The following is a 13665-nucleotide window of genomic DNA, read 5'->3' on the forward strand; positions in this document are numbered from 1 at the left end:
CCGGCCGAACAATCAGTTCACCTTGAACAGGGGCTTGAAGTCTTCCGGCGGCAGGATGCTCGTGCGCGAAACGCCGTTCACGTTCTGCTGGTCGACAACGAATATCTTCGGACCGACATGTTTGATGTAGTCATTCTTCTCGAGAATGCGCACGGCCTGGTCGATCGCGATTCGGCCCTGAACGACCATGGAGTCCGCGGGCGCCGCAAGAATGAAACCACGCTTGATGCCGTCATAGACGCCGGGCGTCATGTAGAATGCCAGCAAATTGACGGACCCCTGCAGGCCGCGTTCGCGGATGACGCCCTGCGCCGCCTCGGCGGTCACGGCGGTGCCGGCGACGTAGCGAATATCCGGATTTGATTGCAACACGTCCTCGACCAGCTTCTGCTGCACCTCCTTGCCGGTATCGCCATATTTCGCATCGAGCATTTTCACCGCGGAATCTTTGACAGCGTCCTGAAAACCCTTGTTCGCAGCTTCGACCCAGCCTGCGCCAGCCGGCCCCGGAAACCAACCAACCTTCACGTCCTTGCTGCCGGCTGGATGTTTCTTGGCAAGGTATTCGCCGGCCGAATGGCCCATCGTGTAGAAGGAGACGAGCGATTTGGCCGCGACGTCCGGCGATGAAATGCCGTTCACCACATCAATGACCGGGATCCCCTTCTTGCTCACCTCCGCCACCAGATTGTTCAAGCCATCGAGCGAGATCGCGCCGATCACCACCGCCTGCGCGCCGTTGGCGACACAATCCTCGATTTGCGAAATCTGGGTCTTGAGTTCGGTGTATCCGCCGGCGTTGAGCAAATTCATCGACACGCCAAGCCGCTTGGCTTCGTCCACAACGCCATAATCCACCCCGAGCCAGTAGGCGTCCTTCATGTGCGGAAACGACACGCAGATCTTCCAGGGCTGACTGGCCTTCGAAAGCGGCGTGTACAAGACCTCTTCCTGTTTGCCTCCGGCGGCGAAGGGCGGTTCGGTCTTCATCGCCTTGTAAGGAAACCAATCGTCTGCGTAAGACGAGCTGGCGAAAAGCGCGAAAACAGAACCGGTCAGCAGAGTTGAGCGGAGATTCATTTCACATTCCCCAGTTACGATTTCAGAGAAGCACGGAGACGTTCCAAACGACGGGCCTCGTCGGCCCGCGCGGCCAACGCCTGGTCCATGTTCACTTTGACGAAGCGCGTCGGCGTGTGCGGCTGCAGCTGTCCGATCAGATCCATGTCCGCCGCGATTATCGTGCCGACCATGAAATAGCCCCCGCCGGAAACCGCATCGCGATGCAGGATGATCGGCTCCGTTCCGCCGGGCACCTGGATCGATCCATAGGGATAGCGGCTGTCGACGATGTTCGACGGATCCGAGCCTGCGCCGAAAGGCTGCCCGCGTTCGACAAGATCGAGCTTGCGGCCGCCCTTGAACCGATAGCCCATCCTGTCTGCCTCGTTGGCGACCTTCCATTCGTCGGAAAAGAATGTTTCCTTCGAGGCTTCCGTCAAGCGATGCCAGTAAAGGCCAGGCAAGGCGCGCAGTTCGGCCGGTGTGCCAGGTTGGCGCCGCAAGCTTTTGTCGACGCTGCGGCCCTCATGCGAGAGGCTACCGTCGCCCACCGGCAGTTCGTCGCCCGGCTGAAGCGGCCGCCCCTTGTAACCCCCCAGGGCGCCGATCGGATAGGTCGAGCGGCTACCCAACTGCACGGGAACGTCAATGCCGCCGCTGACAGCGATGCATATGCGCGCTCCCGACTCGAGGAAGTCGAATGTCAACGTCTGGCCGGCCTTGACTTTGAGCGCGGTCCAGCCGGGCTGCTCGGCCCCGTCCAGTTTGACCGGCATGGCAGCGCCAGTGACAGCGACGAGCGCGTCCGCGGTGAACTCGAGCTGAGGCCCCACAAAAACTGCTTCGAGCCCGGCGGCGCTCTCGTCGTTACCGACCAGCAGATTTGCCGCTCGCATGGCGTAGCGATCCATCGCGCCGCCGAGCGGAATTCCGAGATGAAAGTAGCCGGGACGCCCAAGATCCTGAACGGTGGTGGAAAGTCCGTGATGCACGACCTTAATGGCCATTGAGAACGCCCTCCAGTTTGGCGTTGTAGCCGTCAATGTCCTTGGTGAATTCGCGCAGGTCGAAGCTGACGTCGCGAATGGGCGGCGCGAACCGGCCACTGTCGACCTCCTCGACAGCCTGGTCGTAGGCGGCACGGTCGACCGGCTTGAACTTCACGATGTCGCCAGGCCGGAAGAACACCATGAAGTCGCGCAGGTAGCTCGTGGTCTGGGTCGGATCGAAGATCGGCATCGGCGTGACGCCGAACATCTGATAACCGCCCGCCCCGCGCACCGAATAGATGCAACCGAAACAACCGCCGTGACCGATGGTGAGCCGCGGCGTGTCGGTACGAGGCCGCAGATATTTCGGCACCTGAATTTGCCGCCGCCGCTCGACCATCTGGTACATGAACGGAAGGCCGGCCACGAAGCCGACCATCGATACGAACCAAGGCGAGCCGGCGTGCGCCGCGATGAAGTCGTCGACCGAATTGTAGTCGTTGATACGGGCAGCATATTCGAGATCGGTACTGGCCGGATCCTGGTGGCGTTCACGAAAACGCATCAGCGTCTCGCGCGTCCAGGGATCGTTGTATAAAACCGGAATTTCGATGATGCGTGTGCGGATGACCGGTTCGGAATTGGCCGCCGCGCCCTCTATGGACATCACCTCACGCAGCAGGTCGTCAGGCTTGATGACGTCTGGATCGAACTTGACCTGAAACGAGGCGTTGGCCGGACATATTTCAGTAACCCCTCTGATCTTGCTGTCGCGGATGCCGTTGGTCATCGACAGGCTTTTGAAGAAAGCATCGAGCGACATCTCCTCGTTGCACTCAACGAAAAGATGTTCGTCGCCCCCGAATGAATATCGAATACCCATCACGCCACCTCGGACTTGGATTGGGATTGTCTGCTGAATTCGGCTTCGAGCCAGCCTTCGAGAAAGCGCGTATGAAACGCCCCGCGACGCACGCTCTCGTCATTGGCCAGAGCAAGATGCAGCGAAACCGTCGTTGGAACGCCGCCAATCTCCAGATGTTGTAACGCCTTCCTCAGCCGATCGAGGCACGCATCGCGGCTTTCCGCCCAGACGATCAATTTGCCCAGCAACGAGTCATAGAAGGGCGGGATCGAATAGCCGGCGTACAGCATCGTATCGAAGCGGACGCCTTCGCCTTCCGGCACGTTGAGTCGGGTGATCCGGCCTGGCGTCGGCATGAAGTCGCGAGACACATCCTCGGCATTGATGCGGCACTCGATGGCGTGGCCGCGCGGTACGATGTCGCGCTGGTCGACGGACAGCTTGGCACCACCGGCAACACGGATCATTTCCTGCACGAGGTCTATGCCGGTGATCATCTCCGTCACCGGATGCTCGACCTGAATGCGGGTATTCACCTCAATGAAGTAAAATTCCTGCGTCTCGTCGTCATAGAGATATTCGACGGTTCCGGCACCGCGATATTTCACTTCCCGCGCGAGTGCCACAGCGCTGGCGCAAAGCTCCTGGCGAACGCTGTCCGGGAGCAGGAAGGCTTGCGCTTCTTCCCACACCTTCTGGCGGCGGCGCTGCAGCGAGCATTCACGCTCGTAACAATGCACGACATTCTCGCCGTCGCCGAGTATCTGCACCTCGACATGGCGCGCACGAGCGATGACCTTCTCCAGATAGAGTCCGCCATCACCGAAGGCAGCCAGAGCCTCGGCCGACGCAAGCGGGTATTGGCTCTCGAGCTCGGCCATGTCGTTGGCAATGCGGATGCCGCGGCCTCCACCGCCGGCAGCAGCCTTGATCATGATCGGAAAGCCTGTCTTGTCGGCAATTTCCCGTGCGGCACCGATCCCGGATACGCGCCCATCGCTGCCGGGCACTGTGGGAACCCCGGCCCTTTTGGCGACTTCGCGTGCGGCGACCTTGTCGCCGAGCAGGCGGATTGCATCGGCCCTGGGGCCGACGAAGATTATCCCCGCCGCTTCGACCGCATCGGCAAAATCGGCGTTCTCGGACAGAAATCCGTAGCCTGGATGAATTGCGTCGACGCGGGCGCTCTTGGCGGCACCGATCACGGCGTCGATGTTGAGATACGACTTCTTGGCGGCCGGAGGGCCGATGTCGATCGCCTCATCGGCCAATTTCACGGCGAGCATGTCCGCATCGGCGGCGCTGTGGACCTGCACGGTCCTGATGCCGAGCGCCTGGGCCGCCTTGATGATGCGAACCGCGATCTCGCCCCGGTTCGCGACGAGAAGCGAGCGAATGGTCATTCGTCCACCTCGGCGATCACCTGGCCGGCCATGACGGGGTCTTCATTTTCGGCGACAAAGCGGATCGCCTTGCCATCGACGCCGGCATGAACGGCATGAAAGGTCTTCATGACTTCGATCAGACCGATCGTGTCGCCGCTCGACACGGCGTCGCTGTCCGACTTAAAGGGGGGCTGATCAGGGGCCGAAGAACGATAAAATGTTCCAGGCATCGGAGCTCGTATTTGCTTGGTGCTCATCAGACGATCCTCGGCTAATATGAGGTTGAAACGGTCGACCGGTTACCTTCGGCGCTTTCCGGAGCCGTTCATCCATGCGTCCCGCAGGGCGCAAGTCTCGTACGCATCCGTTCCCTGATCGGACGTCAGACGACATCGACATGCCGTTCGAGGACTCGCGGCCGGTGCAGGCATGCCGCCGATGAGGTCCCGGAGCTCCGGTCCACCCGCGGCTGCGTAATCCACCGCATCCGATGGCCCCGCTTCCAGCGCCATCCGGCTTTCACTTGGACCAGTCACCGCGATCTCCCATCTTGCACCTCATCACTCGCCGACCGCCCGGGCCTGGGCGCCCTTCGCAGTTACTCCGCCATTCTCCCGACGCGCGATTGGCCGATTTCCGTCAACTCGCGGGACCATGTGCTCAGGAATGCGCAAACTTCGGCTCCACGCCTTCGACGTCGACATACACAACGTCATCTTCGACCTTGATCGGATAGATCGCGAGCTCGGCATGATCGGGATTGATGCCCTTGCCCTCGACGACGTTGAACCGCCAGAGATGCGCGCGGCAGGTGAGGATGCAGCCGCTCAACTCGCCTTGCACCAGATCCACTTCCTGATGCGGGCACATCGCCTGCGTCGCGACCAGTTGCCCCGCGTCCGTATGCACCAGGAGGACGTCGATCCCACCCACGGTGTAGTTCATCATTTCGCCCTGCCAGAGGTCGTCGAGCGTACATACGCGTTGAAATGCCATTCTCGTCTCGTTCAGAAAAATCGATCGAAATGGATGCGTTCATGTGGGACCTGCTTCTCGATCACGAGCATCCGCAGGGTCGCGTCGACCATCGGTGGAGGGCCCGACAGGTAGTATTCGTTATCCGCCCAGGGGCCGCTGAAATCGCGGCCGACGACGTCGTGCACAAAGCCGGTGGGACCGCCCCAGCCCTGCGCGCTGTCCTCGGGCTCGGATACGACGATGATCTGGCGGAGTTCGCCGAGGTCCGGCGCGAGGTCCGAAACGTTCTTCAAGCTTGGGACATCGACGAGCCTCCGGCCGCCATAATAGAAGCGAAGCGTCCGGTCCTGCATCATGCCGGAAACAGCGAGGCCGCGCGCCACGGACAACATCTGCGAGAAGCCGGCGCCGCCGGCGATGCAGATGACGTCTCGGTCGATCTCCGGCCGCGCGTAGGCTGTGCCGTAAGGCCCGTCGACATGGATCCCGGTCCCGGTCGGCAAACGAAACAGCGGGTCGGAAAACGCGCCTCCAGGCACGCGCTTCACGATGAAACGCCATTCGCCACGGTTATTCGGCACGTTGGCCATCGAGTACACCCGCTTCGGGCCGTCCGCTGTCAGCGACAGCAGTGCGTATTGCCCCGCGCGAAATTCGGCAGGCGTTTCCGACAACAGGACAAACTCGCTCATATCGGGCGTGAGTTGGATGATATCGGAAAGCTGGGCTTCGAAGCGCCTCGGCAGATGTTGCGACACATACGTGTCGTCGGTTCGGACCTTGATCGTACAGGCGCTGCTTGCCGACACGCGGCAGGCAAGATAGCGCCCGCGAGCACGATCACGCTCCGATTCCGCCGGCGTAAGGTCGGCCGGCACGACGAGATTGCCGGAGATCAGCTGGAACTTGCAACTGCCGCAGGCCCCCGCGTTGCATTCGTAGGGAAAGCCCACCCCCGCGCGCAACGCCGCGCGGAGCACGACGTCGTCAGATCCGACGTCGAACCGGCCCTTGCCGTCAGCGATCTCAATCGGAACCACGTCTGCCACTCCTACCGTCCTACGCAGCCAAGCCGACGCTCGCCCAATATTGACGCATATTCGCCAGCGCCGTCTTCTTGGCGGTCGGGTTGTCCGGGATGGCGTCGCAATACGTGCTGATGGCCTTGTCGGCCAGCGGCACCCATTTCCTCTCCCATTCGTTCAGAACGGAGCGGTTTGCCGGCTCTTGCATCGCCATCTCGATCAAGGCCGAGGTCCAACGTTGCGAGCGCGCGCTATCCCGCATCTGGGCGTCCGTCAGCAGAGGCAGCAGAGCGTCCTGGTTTCGCCTGCCCCCGATCGCCAACTGCTTGAGTGCGGCCTCCTCAAGTGCTGGCTTGAAGATCGCGTTCATGACGAAGAAGTTCTGCCCCCAATCATAGGTCGCCAGCATCTTTTCAGCGAGCTCACGGAAGCCCTGCCATTCCGGCCCGGTCTCCCAGTTCTTGCGTTCGTCCCGCGCAAAGCCTGCGTAGGGATGGGCGTTGGCGAGCTCGCGCGTCCGATAGGCGATTCGGGACAACCATCGCAGTGCATCGCCGCCCTGGAACATCGCAGCACCGCAGATCGTACTGGCCGGCGCGATGCTGGCGAGATAGCCGCAATTCATTTGAATGGCGTGCAGCGGATAGCGCAGCGGCGTGTAGAGCTTCGCAAGCAGCGGCACCCAGGCTTGAGGCAAGGCGGCGTCGTGCTCGTCGCGGGCGAATTGCTCCAGCAGGCCGTCGACATATGATTCCTGCCCGTCCTGCTGGATATTGTAGGTCCGGTAGACCGTCTCGTCGGGGTCACGAAAGGCGTTCCAGTTCTCGTGCTTCAACGGCGATCCGAACAGGTTCTTCGTGAACCAGTCGCCCATGAAGCCGTCGACATCCCAGGGATGCTCGGCGTCTCTGGTGTGCCACAACAGATTCGTCGACACGATTTCGTACTCGCTGGGCCGCCGACGTTGTGTCGCGAGATGGCTCCAGGTCTTGAGCGGGCGCAGTTGTGCTACTTCGGGCATGTTTGATCCCTGTCAGTCTATGCGTTGGTCGGTGTCGGACGGTTAGAACGACTGCTCGTAGTAGAACCGGATTGAATCGTCGCTCGTCTCGACCTGCCCTGCAAACGATGGCATGTTCAATTCGATCTCATTCATCTGAAACGGGCGCCCCAGCTTTGACTGGATTGTCTCCCGCCGCAGAATGCATTCGCCCTCGAGTTCGATCCGTATGTAGGACGCTCGCGAGCTCACCAGGACCTGCTTGCCCGGATTGTCGTCCTGAACCGCCTCGACGATCGCGTCGGCCATCTCCCCGGCCTGAATGACGGGACCGACGAGATTGCGTGATTTCGGAGTTGTCATTGCCATCTCTCCTGCTTTCACGCGAAATAGAACTTGACGCAGTCCATCGGCTCGAGCCCGCTGTCTGACAACTTCATGTCCAACGGAAAGTGTTTGTCGCTGCCTTCCTTGCGGGCGTAGATCGTCTTCCCCGGCTGGTCGGCAATGTGAATGCCCACGGCGTTGACCGCCGCTGCCTGGCCCACCTCGGCCATCGTCTGCTCGGTGTCGACGGGAAGCAGCTTCAACACGAAATCGCCCTCGAAATTGCATACTAGCGGAAACAGTGCCACGATTGATCTCCTTGCCTTCGTATGACCTAGGCGGCCTCGCCCTTTTTGGCGGTAGCCCAGCTGAAATCGTGCGCGTCCTGGCCGCCGTCGCTGATGACGCCGAGGCCCATATAAGCGAGCACGCCATCCAGATTGGCCGGCTCGATGCTGCCCGACAGGAAGCGGTCCACGAGAGATTGGTGGCGGGCGTAGCGCTGCGGATCCTGCTCGAAGATCCATTGATCCACTTCCGAGCCGAAGTGATACTTGCGCCCATTGTAGGTGAGCTGGCGGTCCTGCAACGTCCTGCCGGGCGTACCGACGATCGGATTCTGAGAGATGTTGCAAATCACCGGCAACGTGCCTGGTACAGTCTTCTCGAAGCGGCCGGCCCTGACGTTTTCGCTGATGGTGTCCCAGCACTTGCCGAACGTATCGTTCCACCCCGGATACTTCTCCTCCAGCCAATCGCGCTCGTCGGGGCTCACGCCGGCGGCCGGCGACCACCACAGCGTCGGGCGCCACGACCAAGTGCCCAGCTGCTGACCGTGATGGTGCTCGTCAAGATCGCGCATGAAGATGTCCCAGTACCAGGGCTTCTCCAGACCGAGATCCTCCAGCGAGCGCGCGAATTGAGTGATGATCCACTCCTGCATGAACTCCTTGAAAGACCCCTCGCGCTTGTCGAGCGGCAGGTAGTAGTCCATGGGAATGCCGGTCAGGATCGCGAACAGGCGCGACGAGCGCCAGAACGAGATATCGACCATGCGCTGGGCTTCGGCCTTCTTGCCCTGCTCGATCAGAATCTTCAGCGTGGGCGTCCCGATTTGAGCATGACGCGCCTCGTCCGATTGGATGCTTTGGATCAGCTTGGCAAACTTGAAATCGCCAGCATGCGTCGCGTCGGACGCAAGGCCGATGAACTGAAGGTTGGTGAAGCCGGTCTCGAACGAGAAGTTCATCGCCAGCGAGGTATCGATGACGTTGCGGGTCATCATCATGTCGTCGAAGAAGCGGCGGGCTGCGAGCGTCACCCAATTGTTGGTGTTCATCGAGCGATGAGCCCAGTCGAACTGCCGATCCTTCGAGACGTACTCATGGGCGAAATAGAGCTGGATCTGGCCATGGCGGACTTCGTCCAACATGCCGAAGGTCGCCATGTTGCGCATGCCGCCCGCGCGGCCAAAGCGCAACAAGCGGGCGTTCTGCAGCGCGGCGTTATACTCGACCACGGAAACCGCTCCGTAGTGCTCCTTCAGCGTGGCGACCCAGCCCGGGTCTGCCGATGTGAACAGGTCCATGCGCTCCAGCGCGGCCTTGACCGAGTATGTGCCCGAATCCTTCTCACGCTGCATGCCGACATATTCGCGATACGTGACCTTGTAGGGCTCGTCATAGGTCGCCCAGATGTGCTCAGGGATGCCTCTGGTACCGGCATATTCCTCTGGAAAAAGCTCGCTTTCAGGGACGTATTTCGGAGTCCAGTTCGTGTCGCGGGCCAGGTCGTACCAGTCTGAACGTTCGAGCATCGTTGCTCCTCCGTAAGTGGGCTGTTCACACGCCGTGCGGTTTGGTGTTGAGCGGCCCTTCGCCGCCCGGGTAGCAGAACGTGATATCCGGCGAGTAGAAGCCGAAGGTCACATCGAGCGGCTGCTTGGGACGCAGCGCATAGACCGGATGCGACTTGTCGAGAAACTCGATCGCGTTAACCTTGAAGTCGACGGCGGCCTTCATCACGAAAGGATATCGGCCGCTCACCAGAACCCCATCGACGCGGGTGACGTATCGCAACTGACCGTTCGCGTGAGCGCCGGCACCGACCCTGGCGGTGCTGCTGGTGCGGATCACCGGTTTGCCGCCGACGAGGGTGGTTGCGATCAGCTCGTCGCCCTTCCATTCGAAAACCGTTTCGCCGGCGGCGGCCGGGACGCCACGCTGCAGAGCGTAGTCGATCATGTCCGGCGAGCTGTTGAAATAGTGGGTCCACCAGCGCCCTGGCGTACCGGGCTGCGCATCCAGCCCTTCCAGATCAACGCCGAGATAAGTCAGCGAATAGGCCCCGAAAGATCCTGGAAGCCCGCCATTGGACGTCTGCGCGGGATCGTCCACGATATACTGGTTCAGATAAACGCAGCCACGCGCTTCGGGCTTCAACCCTTCGGGAACGAGCGACCTGGTCGCTGCCGGATCCTCCGGGACCCAATCGAGGTACAACATCCGGGCATTTGCAATGAGTTGCGGTGCGACCAACGGATTGCTTGGCATCTTCCCGTCCTCTTCAGCGGCCTTGCTAGTTTGTTGCCGGAAGTAAACCTGAGGAACGCTGAAGCGGTCCAATCGTATTTTCAAATACCAGGTCGATGAGAGAAGCTATGAAACGCGTTTGACGAACTGGCTGCTAACTTTTTGATCGTGCGCGCTGAAAATCGATGCAAACCACGCAACGACGAAATCGCCCACGCCGTCGCTTCGGCTGGGCGATATCGTCTGTCAGATCTGACGACACGTCGTCAGGCGCGCGATGAGTTCAATCGATACGCGACACGCTGCTCAGGCAGCGCTCCGCGCTCCCGCTTTTCCTGGCGCGGCGATGGCGACGCCGTTCGCGGTGAGAGCCTCGCGGATCGCGACCAGCAGATCGACCGATCCAGGCGTGTCCGAATGAACGCAGATCGACTCGAATCCCACTTCGATTTCGGGACCATCGACGGGCTTGACCTTGCCCTCCAGACACGCGTGCACGACCCGCTCCGCAACCGATTTCGGATTGTAGTCGTCCGGCTTGCGCGTAAAAACGATCTTGCCGGTCGTGTCGTATTCCCGATCCGCGTAGAATTCACGGACGACAGGCTGCCCAAGCATTTTCGCGATCCTGTAGGTCTCCGACGCGCCCATGCAGTAGATAAATGCATCCGGCGCCACACGCCGCATCATCTTGACGAAACCTATCGAGGCGGCCTCGTTGGCTGCGAGCTCCATATAGAGTGCGCCATGCGGCTTCACGTGCTGAAGCGTTCCGGCATGCAGGCCGACGAATTCCCGTAAGGCGCCGACCTGATAGATGATGTCATTCACCATCTCTTCTGTGCTCTGAACGATGCGGCGGCGACCGAAACCCTGAAGATCGCGGAAACCCGGATGCGCGCCGATCGCGACGTTGTTCGCCGTCGCGAGACGGACTGACTGGTCTATCAGATTGGGATCGCCGGCATGGAAGCCCGCCGCGATATGGGCCGAACTGATCATCGTCATCAGTTTGGCGTCATCGGTAGCACCCAGCTGCCAATTTCCGAACCCCTCTCCCATATCGCAACCCAGATCGATCGTCGTTTTCCGGCTCATTGTCAGTCCTCCTGCTGAGGCAGAGATACACGGCCGGCATCGGGATTAACAATCAGAAGGGACGATCTTGAAATTCCGGAAAACTGATAATGAACGCTAATGCGGGTCAGCTAACGTGGCGTCTACGATGCCAGAACCATGCCGGCATACATCGCAGAACAGTTGAGCGTCGCGGTTAAGGCCCGCCGCACGGTTCCAGGCCAGCCCGATATCCATACTTGGTATCGGATCGGCAATATCCACGGCGACCAGCCGAACGCCATCGAGCGACCAGGGACGATAGACCATGTCAGAGAGCACGGCTACGCCGTGCCCCTCCGCAATCACGTTACGTATGGCCTCCATCGAGGAGGTCCGGAATATGACATTCGGCTCGAAACCGGCCCGCTCAAAATAGGTCTGCGTCGTCCGCTCAGCGTCATCGACCGTCAACATGATGTACGGCTCGCGCTCGATATCGCGCAAATTTACGACCTTACGCTCGATAAGCGGGTGATTGGCAGGAAGCCAGAGCCGCCGCTTTGACCTCACGAGTAGCTCGCTTTCGATTTCGCTGACGTGCTCGAGCGGCGACAGAAGGCAGGCCGCGATCTCCAATTCTCCGGACATCAGTTGGTGCTCGATCTTCGGCCGCTCCAGTTCGACCAGCTTTACTTTAATGCCGGGGAAGATCCGAGCAAATCGCGACAACAGTGGCGTGATGAAATAGCCTGCGACCGTATGCGTGCAGGCAAGCGTCAACTCGCCGTCCAGGTCACGGCGCACTTTCTGCGGGGCGAGCATCGCGTCCACGGCGACCGCCAGCACCTTCTGAGCGTGTTCGAGGAAGACGGCGCCCTCGTAGGTGAGGGATACGCCTCTCGGCGACCGACTGAACAGCTTGACGCCCACATCCATTTCGAGTGTCTTGATCGCCTCGGTGACCGCAGGTTGCGAGGTGAACAAGGCTGCGGCTGCCTTTGAAATCTGCCCGCTTTCGGCGACTGCTATAAAGACACGGAAGTGGCGTAGAGATACTCTCATTGAGTTGATCCCGTTTTTCAAAAATGACTCACGCCGACAAAATGAAGCCTCTGCAAATGTTATGCCGCCGCGCGGAGCGGAGGATGATCGAAGTAGGCTCGATCATGGGTGGCGCCGTCAAGGCTCTGACGTGCCCCCACCAAATTAGGCCAGTTTGATCTGGAATTTTCCATTTATGATCCCCTGACGGGGAGAGGAGAGTTCCATGAAGGCATCGAAGTTTTCAGAAGCGCAGATCGTATTCGTTTTGAAGCAGGCGGAAGATGGCTCGGCAGTCGCGGAGGTCTGCCGCAAGGCCGGGATCAGCGAGGCGACTTTTTACAACTGGCGGAAGAAGTATGCAGGCCTGATGCCCTCGGAGATGAAGCGCCTGCGTCGGCTGGAGGAAGAGAATGGTAAGCTGAAGCGGATCGTAGCTGACCTGTCGCTGGACAAGGCCATGCTGCAGGATGTGCTCTCAAAAAAACTCTGAGGCATGGCCGCAAGCGCGAGCTTGTCGACAGGGTGTGCGGCGACTGGAAGGTATCGATCAGGCAGGCCTGTTCGACGCTCCGGATCGATCGCGCACTTTACGTCTACAAGTCCAAGCGCGGCGACCAGGCCGCTCTCAAGAGCCGGATCAGGGAGATCTGCGAGACGCGGGTGAGATACGGCTATCGCCGGGTCCATGTCCTCCTGCTGCGTGAGGGCTGGGACGTCAACGTCAAGCGTGTCTACCGTCTTTATAGGGAGTTGAGCCTGCAATTGCGCCACAAAACGCCGAAGCGTCGCGTGAAGGCCAAGCTGCGTGAGGATCGAACAGATGCTGTCCAGGTCAACGAGACCTGGGCGATGGACTTCGTGCACGACCAGCTCGCCACCGGCCGCAAGATCCGCGTGCTGACGATCGTCGATACCTTCAGTCGTTTTTCGCCCGCCGTCGATCCGCGTTTCAGTTATCGCGGCGAGGACGTTGTGCTGACGCTGGAACGCATCTGCAAGACCGTTGGCTACCCCAAGACCATCCGTGTCGACCAGGGATCAGAGTTCATCTCCCGCGATCTCGATATCTGGGCTTACCAGAAGGGCGTCGTGCTGGACTTCTCGCGGCCAGGCAAACCGACGGACAACAGCTTCATCGAATCCTTCAACGGCAAGTTCAGAAGCGAATGCCTGAACACGCACTGGTTCCTGAGCCTTGACGACGCACGGCAGAAAATGGAGGATTGGCGTAGAGACTACAACGAGGTCCGGCCACATAGCGCGATCGGTAACAAGGCGCCGATATCGCTGTTGAATGGCTCATCGGCGCCCCCGCCGGCGTGAGCCTAACCCCGGAAAATTCCAGCTCAGGCTGGCCTAGTTTTGGGGAGCACTTCAGGGCGGCACCGAGACGATCATTC

15 protein-coding genes are annotated in these 13665 nt (G+C 60.3%); 1 reads left to right on the forward strand and 14 read right to left on the reverse strand.

Annotated elements, in window-relative coordinates; translation table 11 throughout:
* Positions 1-12: 12 nt before the first annotated feature.
* The 14 genes from torT to ACUXVA_RS28860 all read right to left on the reverse strand — a co-directional run bounded on the left by torT (position 13) and on the right by ACUXVA_RS28860 (position 12283).
* Entirely contained in the window at positions 13-1080 is a 1068-nt protein-coding gene (gene torT / locus ACUXVA_RS28795) for a TMAO reductase system periplasmic protein TorT (protein WP_445489617.1), read from the reverse strand.
* 14 nt (positions 1081-1094) lie between these two features.
* Positions 1095-2069: a 5-oxoprolinase subunit C family protein gene (locus ACUXVA_RS28800; protein ID WP_445489619.1), complete on the reverse strand. Its 975-nt coding sequence runs from the start codon at positions 2067-2069 to the stop codon at positions 1095-1097.
* Positions 2059-2934, reverse strand: a complete 876-nt coding sequence (locus ACUXVA_RS28805; RefSeq protein ID WP_265082495.1) for a 5-oxoprolinase subunit B family protein — start codon at positions 2932-2934, stop codon at positions 2059-2061. Before ACUXVA_RS28805 ends, ACUXVA_RS28800 begins: the two co-directional genes overlap by 11 nt.
* The gene (locus ACUXVA_RS28810; protein WP_445489621.1) at positions 2934-4319 is read right to left on the reverse strand and encodes an acetyl-CoA carboxylase biotin carboxylase subunit; all 1386 of its coding nucleotides are present in this window, start codon (positions 4317-4319) and stop codon (positions 2934-2936) included. Before ACUXVA_RS28810 ends, ACUXVA_RS28805 begins: the two co-directional genes overlap by 1 nt.
* A complete protein-coding gene (locus tag ACUXVA_RS28815) occupies positions 4316-4558 on the reverse strand; it encodes an acetyl-CoA carboxylase (RefSeq protein ID WP_445489623.1) in 243 nt (80 codons plus the stop codon). The genes ACUXVA_RS28810 and ACUXVA_RS28815 overlap by 4 nt, the downstream gene beginning before the upstream one ends.
* A gap of 403 nt (positions 4559-4961) precedes the next feature.
* The gene (locus ACUXVA_RS28820; RefSeq protein WP_445489625.1) at positions 4962-5297 is read right to left on the reverse strand and encodes a Rieske 2Fe-2S domain-containing protein; all 336 of its coding nucleotides are present in this window, start codon (positions 5295-5297) and stop codon (positions 4962-4964) included.
* Positions 5298-5308: 11 nt separating this feature from the next.
* On the reverse strand, positions 5309-6328 hold the full coding sequence (locus tag ACUXVA_RS28825) for a 2Fe-2S iron-sulfur cluster-binding protein (protein ID WP_445489627.1): 1020 nt from the start codon (positions 6326-6328) through the stop codon (positions 5309-5311).
* Positions 6329-6338: 10 nt separating this feature from the next.
* Positions 6339-7139, reverse strand: coding sequence for a toluene monooxygenase (locus tag ACUXVA_RS28830; protein ID WP_265082491.1), 801 nt, complete (start codon positions 7137-7139; stop codon positions 6339-6341).
* Positions 7140-7367: 228 nt separating this feature from the next.
* Positions 7368-7673: an MmoB/DmpM family protein gene (locus ACUXVA_RS28835; protein ID WP_445493367.1), complete on the reverse strand. Its 306-nt coding sequence runs from the start codon at positions 7671-7673 to the stop codon at positions 7368-7370.
* 11 nt (positions 7674-7684) lie between these two features.
* A complete protein-coding gene (locus ACUXVA_RS28840; RefSeq protein WP_265082489.1) occupies positions 7685-7939 on the reverse strand; it encodes a toluene-4-monooxygenase system B family protein in 255 nt (84 codons plus the stop codon).
* Between the two features lie 26 nt (positions 7940-7965).
* Entirely contained in the window at positions 7966-9447 is a 1482-nt protein-coding gene (locus ACUXVA_RS28845) for a YHS domain-containing protein (protein WP_265082488.1), read from the reverse strand.
* A 25-nt stretch (positions 9448-9472) separates the two neighbouring features.
* Positions 9473-10255, reverse strand: a complete 783-nt coding sequence (locus tag ACUXVA_RS28850) for a hypothetical protein (RefSeq protein ID WP_445489630.1) — start codon at positions 10253-10255, stop codon at positions 9473-9475.
* Between the two features lie 213 nt (positions 10256-10468).
* Entirely contained in the window at positions 10469-11260 is a 792-nt protein-coding gene (locus tag ACUXVA_RS28855) for a 5-oxoprolinase subunit PxpA (protein WP_445489632.1), read from the reverse strand.
* A gap of 96 nt (positions 11261-11356) precedes the next feature.
* Complete coding sequence (locus tag ACUXVA_RS28860; RefSeq protein WP_445489634.1) at positions 11357-12283, reverse strand: LysR family transcriptional regulator; 927 nt, start codon at positions 12281-12283, stop codon at positions 11357-11359.
* Between the two features lie 205 nt (positions 12284-12488).
* On the opposite strand from ACUXVA_RS28860, the gene ACUXVA_RS28865 reads away from it, so the two are divergent.
* A protein-coding gene (locus tag ACUXVA_RS28865) for an IS3 family transposase (RefSeq protein ID WP_445489636.1) occupies positions 12489-13588 on the forward strand; the annotation gives its coding sequence in 2 pieces (ribosomal slippage) (positions 12489-12753 and positions 12753-13588; 1101 coding nt in all).
* The last annotated feature ends 77 nt before the right edge of the window (positions 13589-13665 follow it).

This window comes from Rhodopseudomonas sp. RCAM05734 (assembly GCF_052658035.1).

Bases quoted from the DNA above. Each gene is read 5' to 3' on its own strand.
- ACUXVA_RS28855 (WP_445489632.1), bottom strand. From the start codon at position 11,260: ATGAGCCGGAAAACGACGATCGATCTGGGTTGCGATATGGGAGAGGGG.
- ACUXVA_RS28820 (WP_445489625.1), bottom strand. From the start codon at position 5,297: ATGGCATTTCAACGCGTATGTACGCTCGACGACCTCTGGCAGGGCGAA.
- torT (WP_445489617.1), bottom strand. From the start codon at position 1,080: ATGAATCTCCGCTCAACTCTGCTGACCGGTTCTGTTTTCGCGCTTTTC.
- ACUXVA_RS28815 (WP_445489623.1), bottom strand. From the start codon at position 4,558: ATGAGCACCAAGCAAATACGAGCTCCGATGCCTGGAACATTTTATCGT.
- ACUXVA_RS28805 (WP_265082495.1), bottom strand. From the start codon at position 2,934: ATGGGTATTCGATATTCATTCGGGGGCGACGAACATCTTTTCGTTGAG.
- ACUXVA_RS28835 (WP_445493367.1), bottom strand. From the start codon at position 7,673: ATGGCAATGACAACTCCGAAATCACGCAATCTCGTCGGTCCCGTCATT.
- ACUXVA_RS28860 (WP_445489634.1), bottom strand. From the start codon at position 12,283: ATGAGAGTATCTCTACGCCACTTCCGTGTCTTTATAGCAGTCGCCGAA.
- ACUXVA_RS28810 (WP_445489621.1), bottom strand. From the start codon at position 4,319: ATGACCATTCGCTCGCTTCTCGTCGCGAACCGGGGCGAGATCGCGGTT.
- ACUXVA_RS28845 (WP_265082488.1), bottom strand. From the start codon at position 9,447: ATGCTCGAACGTTCAGACTGGTACGACCTGGCCCGCGACACGAACTGG.
- ACUXVA_RS28800 (WP_445489619.1), bottom strand. From the start codon at position 2,069: ATGGCCATTAAGGTCGTGCATCACGGACTTTCCACCACCGTTCAGGAT.